This window comes from Sulfurovum indicum, from assembly GCF_014931715.1.
Lineage (GTDB): Bacteria > Campylobacterota > Campylobacteria > Campylobacterales > Sulfurovaceae > Sulfurovum > Sulfurovum indicum.
Window position 1 is genome coordinate 80,348 of the sequence record NZ_CP063164.1, and the last position, 22,184, is coordinate 102,531.

Annotated in this window: 16 protein-coding genes; 9 read left to right on the forward strand and 7 right to left on the reverse strand. The window is 44.3% G+C overall.

Annotation, left to right across the window (positions count from 1 at the left end):
* Window positions 1-2: 2 nt before the first annotated feature.
* The 3 genes from IMZ28_RS00395 to rsmA all read right to left on the reverse strand — a co-directional run bounded on the left by IMZ28_RS00395 (window position 3) and on the right by rsmA (window position 3,988).
* Window positions 3-971 carry a KpsF/GutQ family sugar-phosphate isomerase gene (locus IMZ28_RS00395; RefSeq protein WP_197548688.1) on the reverse strand — a complete coding sequence of 323 codons (969 nt, stop codon included), beginning with the start codon at window positions 969-971 and terminating at the stop codon, window positions 3-5.
* 94 nt (window positions 972-1,065) lie between these two features.
* Complete coding sequence (locus IMZ28_RS00400) at window positions 1,066-3,195, reverse strand: RNase J family beta-CASP ribonuclease (protein ID WP_197548689.1); 2,130 nt, start codon at window positions 3,193-3,195, stop codon at window positions 1,066-1,068.
* Window positions 3,125-3,988: a 16S rRNA (adenine(1518)-N(6)/adenine(1519)-N(6))-dimethyltransferase RsmA gene (rsmA, locus tag IMZ28_RS00405; protein WP_197548690.1), complete on the reverse strand. Its 864-nt coding sequence runs from the start codon at window positions 3,986-3,988 to the stop codon at window positions 3,125-3,127. Before rsmA ends, IMZ28_RS00400 begins: the two co-directional genes overlap by 71 nt.
* A 126-nt stretch (window positions 3,989-4,114) precedes the next feature.
* Between rsmA and hisF the strand changes: the two genes are divergently transcribed.
* From hisF to rlmN, 3 genes are all read left to right on the forward strand, one after another.
* Entirely contained in the window at window positions 4,115-4,879 is a 765-nt protein-coding gene (gene hisF / locus IMZ28_RS00410; RefSeq protein ID WP_197548691.1) for an imidazole glycerol phosphate synthase subunit HisF, read from the forward strand.
* Complete coding sequence (locus IMZ28_RS00415; RefSeq protein ID WP_197548692.1) at window positions 4,879-5,499, forward strand: phosphorylase family protein; 621 nt, start codon at window positions 4,879-4,881, stop codon at window positions 5,497-5,499. The genes hisF and IMZ28_RS00415 overlap by 1 nt, the downstream gene beginning before the upstream one ends.
* 82 nt (window positions 5,500-5,581) lie before the next feature.
* Entirely contained in the window at window positions 5,582-6,658 is a 1,077-nt protein-coding gene (gene rlmN, locus IMZ28_RS00420) for a 23S rRNA (adenine(2503)-C(2))-methyltransferase RlmN (protein ID WP_197548693.1), read from the forward strand.
* A 233-nt stretch (window positions 6,659-6,891) separates the two neighbouring features.
* On the opposite strand, the gene IMZ28_RS00425 is transcribed toward rlmN, so the two are convergent.
* Window positions 6,892-7,836, reverse strand: a complete 945-nt coding sequence (locus tag IMZ28_RS00425) for an RluA family pseudouridine synthase (RefSeq protein ID WP_197548694.1) — start codon at window positions 7,834-7,836, stop codon at window positions 6,892-6,894.
* A 128-nt stretch (window positions 7,837-7,964) separates the two neighbouring features.
* On the opposite strand from IMZ28_RS00425, the gene purB reads away from it, so the two are divergent.
* The gene (gene purB / locus IMZ28_RS00430) at window positions 7,965-9,293 is read left to right on the forward strand and encodes an adenylosuccinate lyase (protein ID WP_197548695.1); all 1,329 of its coding nucleotides are present in this window, start codon (window positions 7,965-7,967) and stop codon (window positions 9,291-9,293) included.
* Between the two features lie 295 nt (window positions 9,294-9,588).
* Window positions 9,589-11,958 (forward strand): ribonucleoside-diphosphate reductase subunit alpha, encoded by a 2,370-nt coding sequence (locus IMZ28_RS00435; protein WP_197548696.1) that lies wholly within the window; start codon window positions 9,589-9,591, stop codon window positions 11,956-11,958.
* A gap of 628 nt (window positions 11,959-12,586) precedes the next feature.
* Here the strand turns inward: IMZ28_RS00435 and IMZ28_RS00440 are convergent.
* A complete protein-coding gene (locus IMZ28_RS00440; RefSeq protein ID WP_197548697.1) occupies window positions 12,587-13,306 on the reverse strand; it encodes a heparan-alpha-glucosaminide N-acetyltransferase in 720 nt (239 codons plus the stop codon).
* A 31-nt stretch (window positions 13,307-13,337) separates the two neighbouring features.
* On the reverse strand, window positions 13,338-14,621 hold the full coding sequence (locus tag IMZ28_RS00445) for a citrate synthase (RefSeq protein ID WP_197548698.1): 1,284 nt from the start codon (window positions 14,619-14,621) through the stop codon (window positions 13,338-13,340).
* 86 nt (window positions 14,622-14,707) lie between these two features.
* Between IMZ28_RS00445 and ppnP the strand changes: the two genes are divergently transcribed.
* The 4 genes from ppnP to infC all read left to right on the forward strand — a co-directional run bounded on the left by ppnP (window position 14,708) and on the right by infC (window position 18,899).
* Complete coding sequence (ppnP, locus tag IMZ28_RS00450; protein WP_197548699.1) at window positions 14,708-15,019, forward strand: pyrimidine/purine nucleoside phosphorylase; 312 nt, start codon at window positions 14,708-14,710, stop codon at window positions 15,017-15,019.
* Between the two features lie 313 nt (window positions 15,020-15,332).
* Window positions 15,333-16,394 (forward strand): GGDEF domain-containing protein, encoded by a 1,062-nt coding sequence (locus tag IMZ28_RS00455; RefSeq protein ID WP_197548700.1) that lies wholly within the window; start codon window positions 15,333-15,335, stop codon window positions 16,392-16,394.
* Window positions 16,395-16,539: 145 nt separating this feature from the next.
* Entirely contained in the window at window positions 16,540-18,354 is a 1,815-nt protein-coding gene (gene thrS / locus IMZ28_RS00460) for a threonine--tRNA ligase (protein WP_197548701.1), read from the forward strand.
* A gap of 50 nt (window positions 18,355-18,404) precedes the next feature.
* Window positions 18,405-18,899 carry a translation initiation factor IF-3 gene (gene infC, locus IMZ28_RS00465; RefSeq protein WP_408646988.1) on the forward strand — a complete coding sequence of 165 codons (495 nt, stop codon included), beginning with the start codon at window positions 18,405-18,407 and terminating at the stop codon, window positions 18,897-18,899.
* Window positions 18,900-19,181: 282 nt separating this feature from the next.
* On the opposite strand, the gene IMZ28_RS00470 is transcribed toward infC, so the two are convergent.
* Window positions 19,182-22,118, reverse strand: coding sequence for a MutS-related protein (locus IMZ28_RS00470; protein WP_197548703.1), 2,937 nt, complete (start codon window positions 22,116-22,118; stop codon window positions 19,182-19,184).
* Window positions 22,119-22,184 lie beyond the last annotated feature (66 nt).

Sequence of the window (22,184 nt, forward strand, 5' to 3'; positions counted from 1 at the left end):
TCTTATTTGCTTTTGATACCTGCATTGACCAGGTCGTGTATGTGTAATACGCCGATGATCTTTTTCTCTTCTGTGGTGATGGGAAGAAGCTGTATGCGGTCATTTTCTATGATCTCCAGTGCTTCACTGGCAAGGAGTTCTGTATTGTGGTAGCATTTTGGTGCTTTGGTGGCATAGGTGAATGCAGGCTCATCCATACTGAAGCTCTCCTGCATGAGTGCCCGTCTGAGGTCTCCGTCACTCAATAGGGCTGTCAGCTTTTTTTGATCATTAATGATAAGGACATTCCCCAGTTTCCCTTCACTCATCACGACGATCGCCTCTTTCAGAGGTGTCTGTTCATCAATGATGGGAAGATCCTCTGTACGCATCAGGTCTTTGATCTTGATAAAGAGTCTCTTCCCCAGTGAACCGCCCGGATGGAAAGAGGCAAAATCCTCTTTTTCAAAACCGCGTTCTTTCATAAGGGCAACGGCCAAAGCATCTCCCAGGGCCATTGTCAACGTAGTAGAAGCTGTAGGAGCTGTATTGAGAGGGCAGGCCTCTTTCTCAACAGAGATATTCAGCCAGACATCGGCATAGCGTCCCAGAGAAGAGTCTTTGTTCCCCGTCAGTCCGATAAGAGGTATCTCGAAACGTTTGATATGAGGAAGTATTTTGGTAAGTTCTTCACTCTCTCCGCTGCTGCTGATGGCAAGCAGAGTATCCTCTTTGCCTATCATACCAAGGTCACCGTGGAGTGCTTCGGTAGGATGAAGAAAGAAACTGGAGGTTCCTGTAGAGGCAAAGGTTGCCGCTATTTTTGCACCGACAAGTCCTGATTTGCCTACACCGGTAATGATAAGTTTGCCTTTCGTGTTCAAAATGAGTGATACGGCATCCAGAAAATTCTGGTCAAGTCGCTCTGTCATTTTTTCAAGGGCTTCTATTTCAATCTGTAATGTCTCTTTTGCGATTTGAATGAGATCCATGGTTCTACTTTATTGGGATGAAGATTTGTTTATGTGATTATAGCACAAATTTATCCATCGGAGAATGACCATCCGATGGGTTAGAGTATACGAACTATACAATAAATACAGTAGGAACGATGAGCGGGTAACGTTTTTTGGTACGGATAATATGTTTGCGTACGGCATTGCGAATTTCATTTTCTATGAAAGTATGCTCTTTGAGGCCCTCGCCTTTCATGTTGAGCAGCATGGTTTCCAGTAGCACCTCGATCTCTTTGGCAAACTTTTTGTCCTCTTTGTCAGGTACAAGCCCATGTGTATGTACTACCGGTTTCCCAACTATCTTTTGGTTACTCTGTGCAATCTGTGCGACGATGGTCACAATACCGTCTTCAGCCAGTTTCTGCCGGTCAAGGACGACATCATTCTCAATAGTCATGTTGTTCTGGTTGTCAATATAGGTCTTCCCTGTCTTGACCGTTTTGACCTTTTTGAGGTATTTAGGTGTGATCTCGACTTGGTCTCCGTCACTCATCAGCAGAATGTTTCTTTCGTCAACCCCACATGAAACAGCAGTTTGTGCGTGTTTGGCGATATGGTTGTACTCACCATGGACCGGAAGAAAGAATTTGGGCTGAACCAGTCTGAGGATAAGTTTCTGCTCCTCTTGTGCTGCGTGACCCGAAACGTGGATATCACTGAACTCTTTATAGCGTACAGTCACACCTGCCTTAATGAGCAGGTTCATCAGTTTGGAGACAGAGGCTTCATTTCCCGGGATCGCTGATGCAGAGATGATGACTGTATCGGATGGTTTGAGCTTAATGTGTCTGTGCTCATCCGTTGCCATACGGTTGAGTGCAGCCATGGTCTCTCCCTGAGAACCGGTAGTGACGATGAGGATCTCATGGTCTGCATATTTCGGGACTTCATGCACTTCGATGAAATGTCTGTCCTCGATGTCTACAAAACCGAGTGCTCTGTTGGTTTCTACATTTCTTTCCATGGAACGGCCGATAACACAGATCTTTCTACCATGTTTGACACCACGCTGCATTGCCTGGAAGATACGGTGTACATTGGAGGAGAAGGTAGACATGATGACCCGTCCTTTTGCCATTTCAAAGAGAGAGTCAAAAGTTTTTCCTACGACGGTTTCACTTTTGGTAAATCCCGGGTTGTGGGAATTGGTGGAATCAGAGAAGAGACAGAGTACCCCTTTCTCTCCATAGTAGGCATAGCGTCTAAGATCCATTGTGTAGCCGTCTACAGGTGTGTGGTCTATCTTGAAATCTGCCGTATGCATCAAAATACCTGCCGGTGTTTCGATGGCAAGTGAACAGGCATCGATGATGGAATGGGTATTGTGTATCCATTCGATCTTCATGTCACCGATGGTGTACTGCTTACGTTTGGTGATAAAGTTAAAATACTTTGCATCGGCCTTAAGTCCGTGTTCATTGAATTTGTTCTCTATCATTGCAAGTGCCAAAGGGGTTCCGTACACAGGGAATTTCAACTCTTTGAAGAGGTACGGCATTGCACCGATGTGGTCCTCATGGCCATGGGTAATGACAATTGCTTTGATCTTCTCTTTAATCGTATGCAGATAGGAGAAATCGGGTACGAGTATATCCACGCCATGCATTGTCTCATCAGGGAAGCTCATACCTACATCAATAACAATAGCTGTCGTCTCTGTTTCAAGGACTGCCATATTCCCTCCGATCTCTCCAAGCCCGCCAAGCGGTGTAAAGCGTACTTTGCCCTTGCTGTTGAGGTCGATCTGCTTCCACGGTCTCATTCTTGCTTCCTGAATACGTTTGTTCTCCTCGATGGAAGCTCGCATGATATCGTTGACCGTAGTTACATTTTTGCGTTTGTTGCGGTTCTTGTTCCCCCCTCCGCTTTTACTCTGGTTGGTGTTACTGCCACCCTGTCTGTTTTGATTTGGTTTACGGTTTGGGTTTGGTTTTCTGTTAGGGTTGTGGCCGCCTTGTGTTTCAGAGCGCTGCTTAGGGTTGCTGCCACTCTGTCTGTTCGGGTTTGGCTTGCGGTTTGGGTTTGCTTTTCTGTTGGGATTGTTTCTGCTCTCTCCCTCTCCACTGCGATTTTGGTTAGCGTTGTTTTGGTTCTGTCTGTGTGGGTTGGGTCTTCTGTTGCGCTGTGGTTTATTCCCCTCTTGCGGCGTTTTTTGTCCTTGATTTTGACTGTTTTCGCTGTTTTGATTGTTGTTTTCCATCTAGCTTATCCTTTAATTCATTATATATGAGATGATAAATAGATGTCTCAGCTTCATGAGGTCGCATATTGGGGGTTAGTCCCAATGTTGCAAAGGTTTGCTCCACTATCTCTTTGGAGAAGGCCGCGGACAGGTTTTTAGAGAGTTTTTTTCTGGGCTGTGCAAAAGCGATCTTCAGAAAGCTTTCAAACTTCTCGTCATCCATGGAACGGTTCTTCTCTATTAAAAGCACGGCAGAAGTGACATTCGGAGGAGGTACGAATGCTTCGGGTTCTACCTCGAAACAGAGTCTCGCTTCTCCTACGCTGGCTGCAAGTACAGAAAGAGCGGAAAACTCCTTCTGATTGGCAACGGCAGAGAACTTCACGGCTACTTCTTTTTGAACCATTACCAGTATGGACTGGCACTGTTCATCCTTGAAGGCTTTTAATATGATATTGGTTGCAATATAATAAGGCAGGTTCGCTACAAGATGATAAGGCTCATCAAGCAGACTTCCTTCCCCCCAACGCTCAAGCACATCTCCGCACTGTAATTCGAAGCGGCCCTGTGAGATGGGTGCTTCAAATTCCGTCGCAAGATGCTCGCATAATCTTTTATCAACCTCAAATGCTGTGACATTTCGAACTTTTACAAGTTCTTTGGTTAAATCACCTAAGCCAGGCCCGATTTCTGCAACCTTCAGGTTGTCATCGGGCATCGCTTGGATGATTTTGTGCAGATAGATATCATTTTTAAGAAAGTTTTGGCCAAATTTCTTTGATGCAAATTCCGCCAAATTATCAATAATCATACTATAATCTACCTTTATACTGAATGGCTAAACCCCTATTTGGGATAATTTTTGTATAATCTTACCATATTCTGAGCGAAGATAGGTTAACGTAGTGTTATTCTGTCCAAAGATTATGGAGCAATTATGGATTATTTTGCAAAACGTATCATTCCCTGTCTTGATGTTGACAGCGGACGTGTTGTCAAGGGAGTGAACTTTGTGGGACTTCGTGATGCCGGAGATCCGGTAGAGGTTGCCAGACGTTATAATGAAGAGGGTGCTGATGAACTTACCTTCCTTGATATTGGCGCAAGTCATGAGGGGCGTGAGACGATCGTCGACGTAGTCAAAAAAGTTGCCCAGGAGATTTTTATTCCGTTGACAGTAGGCGGCGGTATCCGCAGGCTGGAAGATATTTATGCACTTTTAAATGTCGGATGCGACAAAGTAAGTATCAACTCTGCCGCTATCAAACGGCCTGATTTTATCGAAGAGGGTGCCAAACGTTTTGGTTCACAGTGTATTGTGGTAGCGATTGATGCCAAGAGAGTCGATGACCGGAAATGGCATGTTTTTACCCATGGTGGTCGGAATGATACAGGTATTGATGCTCTGGAGTGGGCAAAAGAGGCTTACAGAAGAGGTGCAGGTGAGCTGTTGGTGACCTCGATGGACGCTGACGGAACAAAAGCAGGCTTTGACAATGAACTGAACCGGAGGATCGGGGAAGAGGTGAACATACCGGTCATTGCAAGCGGAGGAGCAGGAACAATGGAACATATAAAAGAGGCATTTACTATAGGAAATGCCGATGCTGCATTGGCCGCTTCCATCTTTCACTTTAGAGAGATAGATATCATGGATCTGAAACGCTACCTTAAAGATGAAAATATTCCGGTGAGGCTCTAATGATCGTTTGTGCCGGGAAAAGCGAACAGTTCGACTTTGCGCAGCCCGTCGGTATAGGGATGATAGAGTCGGCAATTAATCTGAGCCGCATCTGTGAAATAAAAAAGCCGGATTATATTGTTTTTGTCGGTACTGCAGGATCATATGGAGAGAAAGAGATATTTGAGATCGTAGAGTCGAGAACCGCTGCGAATATTGAACAGGCTTTTTTTACTGAAGATGCCTATACCCCTATTGACAATATGGTGTCTGCCTATGGCGGTACTGAAGGTGATGCACCTTCGGTTGCAAGTCTGCTAAGTCAAAGCAGTTTGACTTCCTTTAAGGGCGCTCATGTTTCACGTGAAACTCTCGAAAACAGGGAAACCATTGTTAATACGTCGAATTATATTACGACAAATAAAGAGATCTGGAAATACTATACTGCACAAAGTATCCATCTGGAGAATATGGAGTTTTTTGCAGTACTCAAAGTCGCACAGATGTATGGTATCCCTGCGGCAGGTATTTTCATTGTGACCAACTACTGTGATGAAAGTGCCCACGAGGATTTTCTCAAAAATCACAAAGAGGCGATGCAGAGGCTGGATCTCTATGTCAAAGCACGTGCCGGGAAATAAAAGGCATCTATACGGGATTACCCCTGTACAGCAAAACGGGTACCCATTTTATAATAAATACTACGGGATAAAGAAACAGAAAATGAAAAAGATAATCCAGGATCTGACAAAAGAGGAACTGGCAGAAAAGATCAAACCGGCATTTCGTGCCAAGCAGGTTTACCAGTGGATCTACCACAAATATGCGACCTCTTTTGAGGAGATGAAGAATCTGCCTAAAGCAATGCGGGAAGAATTGGATGCGGTGTATACACTTACACCGCTTAAGACTGTAACAGTACAGGAGAGTATGGATGGTAGCCGGAAATACCTTTTCGAACTTCATGACGGGCATACAGTCGAAGCAGTACTTTTACTGATGCGGGACAAGGAGTATCATGAAGATGGCTCTGTAAAGCACCAGGAGCGCTATACTGTCTGTATCTCTTCTCAGGTAGGGTGTAAGGTAGGATGTGCCTTTTGTTTAACTGCAAAGGGTGGTTTTATGCGAAATTTGACAGCAGGAGAGATCGTTGAACAGCTTCGTATGATCAAAAAGGATAATGATATCGCTGCCAACCGCCGTGTCAATATCGTTTTCATGGGGATGGGAGAACCGCTTGACAATCTCGATGCTGTAGCCAGGGCTGTGAAGATTTTTGCTGAGAAGGAAGGTATGGCAATCTCTCCGCATCGTCAGACAATCTCAACTTCCGGGCTTTCAAGCAAGATAGAAAAGCTGGGGAGAATGGAGCTTGGTATTAATCTGGCCATTTCTCTGCATGCAGTGGATGATGAGCTCAGACAACAGTTGATGCCTATCAATAAAGCCTATAACATTGAGTCAATTATTACTGCCGTCAAAAATTTTCCTGTCAATGACCGAAAACGTGTCATGTTTGAATATCTTGTCATCAAAGATGTCAATGATGACATCTCTGCAGCAAAGAAACTGCTTAAACTGCTTGAGGGAATCAAAGCAAAGGTCAATTTGATCTACTTTAATCCCTATGGCGGTACAGAGTTTAAACGTCCGAGTGAAGCAGATATGAAGAAATTCCAGGAATACTTGACAAAGAGAGGCTTGCACTGTACTATACGAGAATCAAAAGGGCTTGATATCTCTGCAGCGTGCGGTCAGCTTAGAGAGCAGGAACTGGAAGGAGAAAGCCATGAGTAGTGTAGAGATCGCGTTACTGACACTGATTGTACTGGTTGTGGGTGTCGGTGGTGGATGGTTCGTGTATGATGCGAACCGTTCACCGGATGACGAGTAGGGTGCATTTCCAGATGCACCATGTTTAACGGTTTCTATATTTAAACTTCTTCCAGTGTTTGGTGTGGAAGGTACCCTAAAAAATGCGCTTATGCGTGATTTTCTCTAAAATTCTTTGAAGGAAAGGGTTGTGTATATCAGTATTTCTGATTTCTCGCGTTGAAAACCCGTTTTTCTTTAGGACAGATCAATCCTTTCATCTTGGTAAAACCCACTTTGCTTTCAATAAAATAGGTTGCTCCATATGTGAACTTCAATGTCTGGGCATGCAGCATCAAACGTGTTGACCCGGTTTGTTCGAGTCGTTCTTCCTGAGACAGAGTGCCTTCCAGGTATTCGTTGGCAGCATGGAAAGCAGTGCCATAGATAGGGTCGCCTAAAATAGGGTGTTTCACGTGAAACAAGTGGACTCTGATCTGATGTGTACGTCCGGTAAGCGGGTAGCAGGCCACCAGTGTGGCATCAAGTGTTTCATCATACATAAGCGGTTTGAAATCGGTATGTGCATACTTTCCCTCCGCTTCGACAAAGACTTTGTGTTTGCATTTTGAGTAGTCGTTATTGATCTTGATGGGCATATCAACGGAAAAAGGTTCGCTTACTTCTCCGTCAACCCATGCAAGATAGCTTTTTTGTATCTTTTTGAGCTCAAACGCACTCTTTAGGTAATGCTCTGCCTTTTTGTGTTTACTGGCCAGCAGCAGCCCGGATGTCTCCATATCGATACGATGTGTTGCATTGGCCTTATCCCCGCACAGTGCACGTATCTCATCGAGCATCGAGTAGGGGGTGGCCATGGTATTTGGGTGTACCAGAATACCGGAGGGCTTTTCAAACACCATGAAGTCCCTGTTTTGGAAGAGAGGCATCCGGCCTTTGGATAAAGCTTTAAAATGTACTACTTCTACTTCTCCTCTATCTATCTTCGTTCCAGGGTTATAAATAGATTTTCCATCGATAAGAAGACGTCCTTTGCAGATGAGGCGCTGGGCTTCCCCCTGGGTATAGTTGAAAGCACGCATGATAAAAAGAAAGGCAGGCATACGCTCGGGAACAGTGAATCTCTCTTTGACAAATGGCATAGTCTGCTTACCTCTTTATAACGGGAAATTAGATAGAATTGTATCAAAATTTTCATAGAGGCCTGATATAGGATGATACATCACCAAGTGATTTATGGTCTGTGCAGGGCTCTTTAAAGGGCAAATAGATGGTAGAACGATATTCACGTAAAGAGATGGCTGAAAACTGGACAATGCAGGCAAAATATCAGGCATGGCTGGATGTAGAGCTTGCCGTGGTCAAAGCCTGGAACAGGTTGGGGCTTATCCCGGATGAGGATGCAAAGAAGATCATAGAAAATGCCGGGTTCTCTGTGGAACGTATTGATGAGATAGAAGCGGTGACAAAGCATGACCTGATCGCTTTTACGACATCAGTTGCTGAAACACTCGGAGAGGAGAGCCGCTGGTTTCACTATGGAATGACAAGTTCTGATACTGTCGATACAGCTGTAGCACTGCAAATGGTACGATCTCTCAGGATCATCATCGAAGATGTCAAGATGATGATGGAGTCAATCAAAAAGAGAGCTTTTGAGCATAAGATGACACTGATGGTCGGAAGAAGCCATGGTATACATGGTGAGCCTATTACATTTGGTCTTGTCCTGGCAGTCTGGTATGATGAGATGGCCAGACACCTGGAGAATCTTGAACAGACCATGGAAGTGATCCGGGTAGGCCAGATCTCAGGAGCAATGGGCAACTTTGCGCATGCACCGCTTGAGCTTGAAGAGATTGCCTGTGAAGAGCTGGGGCTCAAGCCGGCACCTGTTTCCAACCAGGTGATTCAGAGAGACCGTTATGCACGCCTGGCCAGTGCATTGGCACTTTTGGCATCTTCTGTTGAAAAGTTTGCTGTACAGGTACGTCACTGGCAGAGAACAGAAGTATATGAAGTAGAAGAGTATTTTGCAAAAGGCCAAAAAGGCTCTTCGGCGATGCCGCATAAAAGAAACCCGATCCTTACAGAGAATATTACCGGACTTGCCCGTATCATCAGGGCCTATGCAACACCGGCTATGGAGAATGTCGCACTCTGGCATGAGAGAGACATCTCCCATTCATCTACGGAACGTTTCTGGCTGCCTGACTCATTTATTACCACGGACTTTATGCTTCACCGAATGAACAATGTGATCGCCAACATGACTGTTATGCCGGAGAACATGATGAAGAACCTGAACCTTACAGGCGGACTTGTCTTCTCTCAGCGTGTACTGCTTGAACTGCCAAAAGCAGGAGTAAGTCGTGAGGATGCATACAAGATCGTTCAGCGTAATGCTATGAAGGTATGGGAAGAGATACAGCAGGGTAAACCGACCCTCAATGAAAAAGGGGAGTCTCTCTATCTTCAGTATCTGCTTGCAGATGAGGAGCTTGGAAAATTCCTTTCCGAAGAGCAGATCCGTGAATGCTTTAACTATGATTACTATACCAAGAATGTAGACAGGATATTCGATAGGGTTTTTAAATAAAACTGTAGTCAGAAGGTATAGAACAGACCTTCTGACCGTAAGTGGAAAATCTGTAAAAAATCTCATTTTAGAGGTATTTTTTTTGAGATAAACCACCCTTGTATTTGCACAAACTGCCGCTACCCCGCAGTTTCAAAAACTATCATATTTTCTTATAAAAATATTGTCTAAAAATGATACGTAATTTCAAACACACTTAACAATAATTTGAGTAAAATCGGTTAATCTTTTTACCTCAAAAATGAGGTATTTTCATATGGGTATTTCTACTGTACCCTTACAATTAGGAGTATGTATGATTCGTGTAGTGAAACGGAACGGAAGAGTGGAGACGTTGGATGTTACCAAAATACAGAAATATACCTCTGCGGCTGTTGAAGGCCTTGAGGGGGTAAGTCAGAGTGAATTGGAAGTCGATGCAAAACTACAGTTTCGTGACATGATCTCCTCCGAGGAGATACAGACAACACTGATCAAAACAGCGGTAGACAAGATTGATATCGATCGACCAAACTGGACTTTTGTGGCCGCACGTCTTTTCCTTTACGATCTTTACCATAAAGTTACAGGGTTTACCGGTTACAATCACCTTCGGGACTATTTTGAAAAAGGGGAGAAAGAGGGACGTATTGTTCTTGGGCTGAAGGAGAAATATGATCTTGATGACCTCAATGACTATATCAAGCCCGAGCGTGATCTGCAGTTCAACTATCTTGGTATCCGTACCCTTTATGACAGATATCTTATCAAAGACAGACAGGGTGTGCCTATCGAGCTTCCGCAACAGCTCTTTATGGGAGTTGCAATGTTCCTCGCACAAAATGAGTTTGACTGTCAGACCTGGGCAAAGAAGTTTTACGATATTTTAAGTAAGTTCGAGGTGATGGCGGCTACACCGACACTCTCCAATGCACGTACACCGAGACATCAGCTCAGCTCCTGCTATATCGGATCGACTCCCGATAATATAGAAGGGATCTTTGACGGATACAAAGAGATGGCGCTGCTGAGCAAGTTTGGTGGTGGTATCGGTTGGGACTGGTCCTTGGTGCGAGGTATGGGCTCTTATATTGACGGGCATAAACATGCAGCAGGAGGTATTGTACCGTTTCTTAAGATCGCCAACGATGTTGCCATTGCTGTCGATCAGCTTGGGACCCGAAAAGGAGCTATTGCAGTTTACATTGAGCCCTGGCATGTTGATGTGAAAGATTTTCTGGACTTGAAGAAAAACTCCGGGGAGGAGCGCCGCAGAGCACATGATCTCTTCCCTGCCCTCTGGCTTAATGATCTTTTCATGAAGAGGGTAGCCAATGATGAGATGTGGACACTTTTTGATCCGTTCGAAGTTTCCGAATTGACAGAACTTTACGGCGAGGAGTTTGAGAAGCGATATATCGAGCTTGAGAACAGTGAAGAGGATATCACCAGAGAGCGTATCTCTGCCAAGGGACTATGGAAAGAGATCCTGCGTTCCTATTTTGAGACAGGGAATCCATTCCTTACCTTTAAAGATACAGCCAACCGTGCCAACCCGAACAAGCATGCAGGAGTGATACGCAGTACCAACCTCTGTACGGAGATATTCCAAAATACGGCACCAAACCACTACCGGTCACAGTTTGTATTTGAGGATGGTACGACAGTATCGTATGAGGAGAATGAGCTTGTCACTGTTGACAGCGGCATGACCAAGCCTGCAAAGAAGGTCACAGCCCTTGACAGTATTGATGGTAAACAGATCTGGATCGTTGACAAAGAGAAGATAGACGGGGATACAGCAGTGTGTAACCTTGCTTCTGTCAACCTTTCCAAGATCAACACCAGAGAAGATCTTGAACGAGTTGTACCGGTTGCTGTACGCATGCTGGATAATGTCATTGATCTGAACTTCTATCCGCTTGCCAAAGTAAAGCGTACCAATGAAAAGTCCCGTTCCATTGGTTTGGGGGTCATGGGTGAAGCACAGATGCTGGCTGAACACCAGATTGAGTGGGGGAGTTCGGAACACCTTGAAAAGATCGATGAAGTCATGGAGTCTTTCTCTTACTATACGATAGAAGCATCAAGCAATCTTGCACTTGAAAAAGGTGTCTATCCGAATTTTGAAGGGTCTGACTGGTCCAAAGGGATTCTGCCTATTGACAAAGCCAATGAAAATGCCTGCAAACTGGTTGACAGAGGTGGTCTGTTCGGTTACAGCCATGACTGGCAGAGACTCAGGGAGAAAGTACAAAAAGACGGCATGCGTAACGGATACCTCATGGCGATCGCACCAACAAGTTCTATCTCCATTTTGACAGGTACGACGCAGGCGATAGAACCAGTATACAAGAGAAAATGGTTTGAGGAGAATCTCTCCGGACTCATTCCTGTAACGGCTCCGAAGCTCTCACCTGATACCTGGCAGTACTATATCCCTGCCTATGATCTGGACCAGAACCTTCTCATCAAAGCAGGAGCGATCAGACAGAAGTGGCTTGACCAGGGACAGTCCCTGAACATCTTCATTACGCTTGACAAAGCAAGCGGCAAATACCTGAATGAGATCTACATGAATGCGTGGAAGTTTGGACTGAAGTCGACATACTATCTCAGAAGCCAGTCACCTGAAACGACAGGAGATGTAGAAGACAGATCACAGGAGTGTGTGGGGTGTCAATGATGCACGTCAAAGAAAGTGGCCTTGTGCCAGCACTCTCTGTGAGAGCTGTTTGTCATTTTTAGTGCAGGAACCGGAGTGTAGTCACGAAGGCTGATCCATTTACTACTTTTTGACGAAACTGCTTCATTCTGTTTGGTCATTTGCCTTTAAGCAAACTCCCTCTCCATTCAGACTCTTTAGCCAAACCAGTGCAGCAAACTAAAATAATTTTTAGGGCACCTCTAATAACCCCATATGCTCATAACATTGCCGGCTTTGTTCTAGGCAAGGCACACTTTACAGACCTAGCCGTAGCTAAGTCGAAAAAGTGTAACGCCGCATAGGGCAAAGCCGGCATTGCCCAAAGGGGTGGGCTTTGCAGACGCGATCTTTCACAAGATGCTTCCATCGTCTTAGCTTTGGCTAGGACTTGAAAGCCTCTTGCAAAATCTCACATCTGCAAAACCCATTATGGGCGTATGGGGTTATTAGAGGTGCCCTTTAGTAATTCCTATTCGCTTTTTTATGTGAATATCTCCATAAATGCTTAAAATCCAAAATAACCTATCTATCTCGTAAAATAATCCATTTTAACCCTTTTTTTAACCTTAGGTATGGAAAAAACAAAAAAAACGCTTATTTTTACCTGTTATACAAGCAGCAGAAAGATGCCGAAGATGAGAGGCTGATGCAGCAGATAGATAAGCAGAGAGTGTCTGCCGAGAAAAGAGAGAGGAGAGGCGGTACGAATGGAGCGCATGGACATTTCGAGAAAGTGGAAAGGTTTGAAATGCAGATTATACCCTGTCAGGAAGATCCCGAGCAGAACAGCAGCAAACCATGGGACAAAAGGTACAAGGTCGACAGTATAACGGGACGGGAGCATCAATAGAGGCTGAAGCATACTAAAGAGCCAGTGCATATGAAACCACTGAAAGAATGAACCAATAAGAAGTATGGCGGCCAGGATCAAAGCGACTGCAGGGAAGCGGATGAAGAGAAGGCCCGCAAGAGACGCAATGAAGATAAAGTGGATAATGCCGAAATAGACCCAGGATGACGGGAACTGCAGATAGGTCACAACACTAATTGCAAGAGAAGCGGCAAAAAGGATGATAGAACGCCTGAGAACATGCTTCCACCGTATACCGTTCTGGTGTGTCAGCGCAAGACTGATCCCCGCACCAATGAGAAACATACTGATGATCAGATATCTGAAAGCAAGCCAAAAGGTATCATGGCCCAGGTCAATCTCTATCAGGTTAAAATGGTTCAGATCATAAAAGAAGTGGAAACAGATCATCAAACAGATCGCTATACCTCTGAAAATGTCGAGTCCTTCGATACGTTTGTTTTTTGGGGTCTGCATATTTGAAGAGGTTATCCTTTTTTACTATTGGCTATTGCCCGCTATAGAGCTGTCTTGGTCTGGCGATCTTGGACTGGGGATCCTGTTTGAACTCAATCCATTGCGTGATCCATCCTACGGTTCTGCCGATCACGAAAACAGGGGTGAACATACTTTTTGGAATCTGAAGTGCAGTGAGGATGATACCGGTATAAAAATCGATATTGGGATAGAGGTTTCTCGAGATGAAGTACTCATCACTAAGAGCAATCTCTTCTACTTTCTCTGCAATCTCCATGAGATGTGAGTTCAAGCCTATCTCCTCTTTAAGCTCATCCTGAAGTTTTTTTAGGATTCTGGCGCGCGGATCAAAGTTTTTATAGACACGGTGTCCAAAGCCCATCAACCTGAATGGATCATCCGGATCCTTGGCTTTTGCAATAAATGTGTCCACCCTGTCAACGGAACCTATCATTTCAAGCTGGGCAATGACCGATTCGTTGGCACCTCCGTGTGCCCGTCCCCAAAGTGCAGAGATACCCGAAGCAATGGCAACATAGGGATGGGCTCCTGTTGAGGCAACATTACGTACCACAGTGGTAGAGGCATTTTGCTCATGGTCCGCATGAAGGGTAAAAATAGTGTCAAGGGCACGTACTTCAACCTCTTTGATCTCATCATGCCCTTCTGTCCCAAGATGCATCTTCCCGCCGGGGTAGGCACGCATCATTGTCAGAAAGTTCCTTGTGAAAGCAAGGTCAATATCCGGTTGAATAAAGGGGATACCAAGTGAATGTCTGTAGGCAAAGGCTGCAATTGTCGGGATCTTTGCAATGATACGGTGTGCCATTTCCAGATATTCAGTCCCATTTTCCATGTTCAAGTGTTCATCATAAAAAGAAGCAAGGGCAGTCACAGCAGCAGAAAGAGTTGCCATAGGGTGCGCATTGTCCGGAAAGGCATTGAAAAGGTGGCGTAACCCTTCATGCAGAAAAGCGCGGTGGCGTATTTCCAGATCAAATGCAAGAAGCTTTTGGGCAGAGGGGAGTTCACCATTGAGCAGAAGATAGCAGGTTTCAAGATAGGTATGTTCTGTAGCCAATTCCTCTATGGGAATACCACGGTAGCGCAGTTCTCCTTTTTTGCCATTGATGAATGTTATGTTTGATCTGCAGCTTGCTGTGGATGTATAACCCGGATCATAAGAGAAGAGACCGGTATCACTGAAGAATGTACGAAGATCGAGTACATCAGGTCCCCTGCTCCCTTTCAACACAGGATATTCGTACTGTTTGCCGTTACGGTTATCTATTAAAGTAAAACTCTCCTTTGGCATGAAAAATCCTTTTTACCCAAGTATAAAATCTTACTGTAGAGTATGTGTGTAGTTTGGTTATAATACGCAAAAAAGGAAAATATCTGATGAAACAGTTTAATAATGTAACGGTTCTCTTGGAAGGGAACAGCTATTTTGACGGCGCTGTAACAAGCCGAACAGTAATGTTCGAAGATGGAAGCAGAAAAACACTGGGATTCATGTTGCCGGGAGAGTATGAGTTCGGTACCGATGCAGCAGAATTGATGGAGATTGTTTCAGGTGAGCTGGATGTCAAGCTTCCAGGAGCTGATGAATGGCAAACGATCAAGAGCGCTGAGTCGTTTAACGTCCCCGCAAACAGCAAGTTTCAGGTGAGTGTCAAGGTAGTAACAGACTACTGCTGTTCATATCTGTAACTGCTACACAAATAGTTCACAAATGGGTGTTATAATGCCAGAAGGAAGGCCAGAGAGCAACTTTTTCCTCCTCCCTTAATATTAAGAGGCTCTCTCCTTCTGGATGACTTTTCGTGATAAATGTGCCAACTTCACTCCCCCCCTTGATTTGCACAAACCTATAAAATATTGTTGAAGAAAAGTCATCACTTTCATACATTTTAAAACATGACCTTTTGAATACGATAAGATGTGTAGAACTTATGCCGTACTATGCCTGTGCAACGGAAACTTAAGTGTTTTCTCTGTATGATAGTAAAAAGGATGGAGTTTTATGCTTTTTAAGAATATCTGTTATCAAAAAGAGCGGAAACATGCAAGTGGCAGGTTTATTGCACTTCTCATTCTGACATTATTGGCATTTGTTCTTTCGGGGCAGAGTGATGGTAAAATAGCAGAAAAGGCTCTGTTGGCAGGGTTTACACTGCTTGTATTGACACTTTTTTCGATTTTGCATTTTTATTTTATCTCCGTTTTTCCCAGCAAGGTGGTCACTCTGCGTAAAAACCTGTTGATCTTTATTGATCTTGCAGTCCTGACCTACTTTATTGTCTCTTTTGGAGAGCATGGCCTCTTTCTTTTCCCATTCTATATACTGATCGTAATGCACAGCGGGTTGAGCCTGGGGGTATATTTTTTCTACTCGAGTATGGTGATCGCAGCTATTTCCTGGGTCGCGTTGTTTACCTATTCGTCTTACTGGAAAGCCCACAGTGACATTATTGTTACCTTTGCAATGACTACATTTCTGATCCCTCTTTTCTATTTGAAAACTATTATCAGGATAGATGAAGAGAACACGGAATTGAATCAGACACTCAATGAAGTGGTCTATGATGCAACATATGATGCCTTGACAGGGGCAGCGAACAGAAAAAAGTACAAAGACACGATCATGGAACTGATCAATAAGAAGGAGCCTTTTGCCCTGCTTTTCATTGATTTGAATAAATTTAAGGTGATCAATGATACGCATGGACATCATGTAGGTGATGAGGTACTCAAGGAGGTAGCACGAAGACTTTCTGAGAATATCGATGAAGATGATTTTCTTGCACGTCTGGGAGGAGACGAGTTTGTTATTATTACGAAACGGAAGAAAATCTATATGGAGAAGTTTTTGGCTAGACTGGAGAGAAATGTGATCGGCCGTCACAAGGTGGGAAACACTGTTGTTCCTATTGAACTCAGTATAGGTGTGAGTCTTTATCCTGATGACAGCCGTATAGCCATGATGCTGTCAAAATATGCGGATGAAGCGATGTACAGGGCTAAAAAAGATCCTGACCGTTATCACTACTTTTATCATGAGATTGCCAAGAAGCAACAGGAATAGAAACAAGACCATTGCGTTCTTTTCCTTTTATTGCAGTCTGAGATGATCATACCTTTTCTATTTTAGAATAAAAGTTGATTTTGGCTATAATAGCTCCATTTTTAACGCATCTATGTGGTGTGATACCAAAAGCAAAAGGTTTATTTTGAGCGAAAATCTTATCGGTTACCTAGATGACCAGGGCAATATTATCGATACACAGAGTGCAGGGGAGAACTGCAACGCAACACCTATTGAGTATGACAACAGCGAAAAAGCACTGGAGATTATCCGCCACTCTACGGCACACTTGATGGCACAGGCGATCTCGGAGCTCTATCCCAGCGCGAAGTTCTTTGTCGGACCGGTTGTAGACGAAGGATTCTATTATGACTTCAGAGTCGATGAGAAGATCTCGGAAGAGGATCTCAAAACAATCGAAAAGAAGATGAAAGAGCTTATCAAAAAGAAGTACAAGATTGAAAAGTACGAGATATCCAAAGAGGAAGCACTTAGGAAATTTGCCAATGATGATCTGAAACAGGCGGTACTTTCACGTATCCCTGATGATAGAGTCTCTATCTATAAGCAGGGTGACTTTGAAGATCTCTGTCGAGGACCACATGTCCCTGCACTGCGTTTTTTGAATAACTTCAAACTTACCCGTGTAGCGGGTGCCTACCTTGGGGGTGATGAGAACGCTGAGATGCTCACCCGTATCTATGGTGTGGCATTTGCAACCAAAGAGGCGCTCAAGGCCTATACGATCATGATGGAAGAGGCGAAAAAGCGTGATCACCGTAAGATCGGTACGGAAATGGAACTTTTCATGTTCAATGAAGAGTCGGGTGCCGGACTGCCGTTCTGGATGCCTCAGGGAGCAAAGCTTCGTGCCAAACTTGAGGAGATCCTTCATAAAGCACACCGAGTCAGAGAGTATTATCCTGTACGCGGTCCGGAGATACTGAAATCTGATATGTGGAGAACCTCCGGACACTATGCCTGTTACGGAGAAAACATGTATCTGACCGAGATAGAGGATCAGGAGTACGGCATCAAACCGATGAACTGTATCGGACATATTCAGATATTCAAGCAGACACAGAAGAGTTACCGTGATCTGCCGTTGAGGTATTATGAATACGGTGTGGTACACAGACATGAGAAATCGGGAGTACTTCACGGACTGCTTCGCGTAAGAGAATTTACTCAGGATGATGCACATATCTTCTGTACACCGGAGCAGATTGCTTCTGAGGTCCTTGAGGTAGTGGAGTTCGTTGACTCGGTTATGAAGCTCTTTGGTTTTGAGTATACGATGGAGATCGCAACCAAGCCGGAAAAAGCGATCGGTGAAGATGCTGTATGGGAGATGGCGACACAGGGGCTTAAAGAGGCTCTTGAAGGCAATGGCCTGCCGTACACGATCGATGAGGGTGGTGGTGCATTCTACGGACCGAAGATCGATATCAAGATCACTGATGCGATTGGCAGAAAGTGGCAGTGCGGGACCATCCAGGTAGACTTCAACCTGCCTGAGCGTTTTGATGTAGAGTATGTTGCAGAAGACAACAGCAGAAAACGTCCGGTTATGATCCACCGTGCTATTCTTGGATCATTCGAACGATTCATAGGTATCTTGACAGAACACTATGCAGGAGAGTTCCCGTTCTTTATTGCTCCGACACAGGTGATCTTTGTACCGATCTCCGAATCACATAAAGAGTATGCATACAGACTTAAGAAAAAGTTGCTCCTTGAGGGTATAGACTCTGAAGTTTATGACAAAAATGATTCACTCAACAAACGTATCAGAACCGCTGAAAAGCAGCGTGTTCCGTATGTTGTGATCATCGGGGATGAAGAAGTGAGCAATAACAGTGTCGCAATTCGTAACCGAAGAAGAAGAGAACAGTATAATCTTACACAAGACGAATTTATGGTAGAATTAACCAAACAACTTCAAGAAGGAAAAATTTGAGTAGACAAAACGATAGAAACAGGGGTAGAAAAAAAGCTGACGATACCATCATGAATGATGCGATCCGCGCCAGTGAACTAAGAGTTTTAACAGATGATGGGGAACAATTCGGCATTATCTCAAGAGACGAAGCGTTAAAGATTGCAGAAGAGAAAGGACTTGACCTTGTGCTTGTCTCTCCTCAGGCAAAACCACCTGTTGCTAAGATTATGGACTACGGTAAACATAAATACCAACAAGAAAAGAAGAAAAAAGAGGCAAGAAAGAATCAGAAGAAGATCGAAGTCAAAGAGGTTAAGTTCTCTTGCAAGATCGCTGAGAACGACATTGCCTACAAAGTAAAGCATGCACGTGAATTTCTTGAAAAAGGCAAACACGTAAAACTGAGAGTATTCCTGAGAGGGCGCGAGATGGCTAACCCTGAGTGGGGTGTTGAAGTGCTCAACCGTGTCTGGCCGATGCTTGAGGATATTGCACAGCTTGAGTCACCTCCGAAGCAGGAGGGACGTTACATCAATATGTACGTCACACCGCTTAAGAAGTAAGTACGCCTCTCTCAAAATACTTCCTCGCACTCCTTATGGAGTGCAGAGAATACTTATAACATTTTCTTTTGATCCAATGTTGGTTTGCATATTCTCTTTATTACTCTTTTTCTTTGTTACGTCAACAAAGAAAAAAGAAAGAGTGATACAGAGTCATCTTGTAAAATATCTGCGCTTTGCTGCAAAACTGCTGTGACACCATAAATTTTTTGAGCAGGAACTTTCACAGATTTCTAAAACCCGTTGACAAGAGTAGATGATCAGTCTAAGTATTTTATATGCTCAATGCTCATTGATCTGATAATGCAGTTTGAGGCCTTCTGATGTCATCATAAAGCCTGATATGACGATCTTTCCCTCATGTACCATCTGGTGATGTTGTCTGCAGAGGGGGATGAGGTTGTATTTGTGGTTTTTATGGAAATGGTCGATGTGACCAGTTTCGTTTGCCTGATTCTGATGGGCAATGTGGTGGACATCTTCGACATTTTTGTCACACAGGGCACATTTTGTCAGGTAGAGGGCTTTGTTGTATTTGCTGCTTTTCTGTCTGCGCAGTTTTTTAACCTCACTGTCTGAGTGGTTCAGGCTCTCACGGATATCTTGTGCTGTTTGAAGAAACTCTTTATCCATATGCAGTGATTTGGCGAACTCAAGCCCGTAGAGACTGTCTCCCTGCCCCAGCTGCAGTACACGGTTGTAGATGAGGGTGTCGCTGCACTCATCGTATTTAATACCAAGGTGAAGGAAGATGAGATGTTTAAGCTCTTTAAGCTGGGCGATATTGCCCAGCTGATGCAGGTGGGTAGCAAAAATGAAGGTAGAACGCAAAGAGATGAGCTTCAAGATAGCCGAAGAGACGATGGCAAGTGCAGATTCGGTTTCGGTTCCCTGTGATATCTCATCTCCAAGTATCAGTGAGCGTGTATCGGCACGGTTGAAGATGTTCTTTAGTTCCATCATCTCCACAGAGAAGGTGCTTAAGCCTTTGTAGAGGTTGTCCTTGCTCACAATACGGGTAAAGAGTTTGTCGTACATTCCAAAACGCAATTCAACTGCCGGTACAAAAAAACCTGCCTGGGCCAGTATCACCGACAGCCCAATGCTCTTCATAAGTGAAGACTTTCCTGAAGAGTTGATACCGTAAAGCAATACACCAAGTACATCCTCCCCATTACTGGCATTTAGGGTAATGTGGTTGTGTACTGTATTGTTGTTCTCTCCAAGATAGATATCGTTAGGAACATAAATGCCCCGCTCATCATTGGCCTCGATGATAGGATGCCTGAGTCCGATCGCTTCATAGAAGTTGCCCTCTTCAATGATAGGACGGACAAGATTCATGCTTTTGGCACATTTTGCTGTAGAGATAGCGACATCAATATTTGCGATGAAGACAATGAGCTTATCAAGCAGAAGGGAAAAGCGCTTCTCCAGCAGGTTCAGACTCTCAATGTAGCGCTGTTTGACAAGTGAGATCAGTTTGATCTGTGCTGTCTCATAGGAGCGGGTAATTTCGTCAAAGAGCGGAGCCTGGACTTTGACAGCGTTTTTAAGGTGTTTGTACTGGAAGTCCTTAAAGAAGTGGTGTTGGTTGTCAATGGTGACAAAAGAGTCTTTGAGTCTCTTTTCTATAAGGGAGAAACGGTTCTTTGTCAGGTTGATAAAGTAACCCTCACTCTCCAGATAGCTTACGGAAGTATAGCGTGTACCGGAAGAAGAGAAGAGCTTGTCTTTATCAAAGAGTGACTCGACATGTTCAGCAACCTGTTCCATTTTGTCAACCTCTTTTTGTTGCGATCTGACAATAGTATCAATAGCAGGATAGACCCCTTGCTTGAATATATTGTCATTGATCTGCTCGATCCGGAAGCGTGCACAGATGTCCAGTTCGAATGTCTCTTCAAGTACGGTAAGCATCTCCTGTGTTTCATCCTGAAGGTGAGTTTCTATCTCCAATCCATTTACCTGGGCATCTTCAAGCAGTTTCAGGACTGACTCCAGTGACATAGCAATATATGTCAGTTCTACAGGATGGAGCTTCCGAAGCTTTATGCGCCGCGCTATACGCTCCAGATCATAGATCTGCTTGAGGTGTGTCTCGAAACGGTCAATACTTGGCATCAGTTTCTCTACCAGATCGTAACGCTCTTCCAGTAGAGATTTGTCACAGATGGGGTTGAGCAGCCGTTCTTTGAGCAGGCGTTTTCCAAAGGCGGTTGATGTTTTGTCAATAAGGTCAAGCAGGGTCATCTCCCCAGGGTCACGACTGATGACAGAAAGCTGCTCCATCGCATTGTTGCCGATGTACATATAGCGGCTGTTACCCAGAAACTGCGGACGGTTCATCTTCTCTATAATACTCTCATCATGCTCAATAATAAAGTCGATGAGCACGGCCAGTGCTTCCGTTGTGTAAGGGTGTCGTTCAAGGTCGAGAAACTCTATGGCACTGAGAAAAGAGTTTATCTCGAAGATGCGGTTAAAGAGTTCGTTCTGGTAGGTGATCTTGAAGTGTCTGGTGTTGACTGTACAGTGTATCGAGCTCAGCTCCAGGTAGTGTGTCAGCCACTCAAGATCGATCTCTTTGCTCTCCAGTGTGATGATCACTTCTGAAGTTGTATAGGTCTGCAGCAGATTGAACGCTTCATCGAGTGCATAGGTTTTGTCATCGCGTGTTGAGTGGATCTCATTGCAGATGGTCTTTCCTGTACTGACATCGATGGCTGCATACCCTACTGAGTAGATCCCGGCATTTGCATCAATGAGCAAAGAGACAATATTGTTTTCTGTCGGTTCGCTCAGATACTCGAAGTTGGTACCTGGACTGATAATGTTGGCCACATAGCGTTTTACATTGGGCATCTCGCCTTTTTGTTTAACAACAATAATGGTGTATTTTTTGGTAGCGATGAGACGTGAGAGGTAACGGTCGAGTGAAACTGCCGGTACGCCGGCAAGCAGCGGATTGCTGACAGAGTTCTCCAGTACAGCTTTGCTTTTACGGGTAAGCTGGATATTGAGCAGCTCAGCGATCTCCTTGGCTTTTCCGATTTTAAGGTCGTCATTATTGACCTCATAGACCTCGAAGAAGGTGCCGATCTCCATAAGAACAAGAGCATCTTTACCGTACTTCTCTTCAAAATGGCGCTGCAGGTCGAAGTAGATCTCAGTAAGAAGTCTTTTTTTTTGGGAAAGTATTTCAGTTGCTTTGTCCACGAAGTGCCCTCTGTTTTAGTGAAAATATTTTAACACATATGTTCCCTGAATATGCTTGTTTGTCAA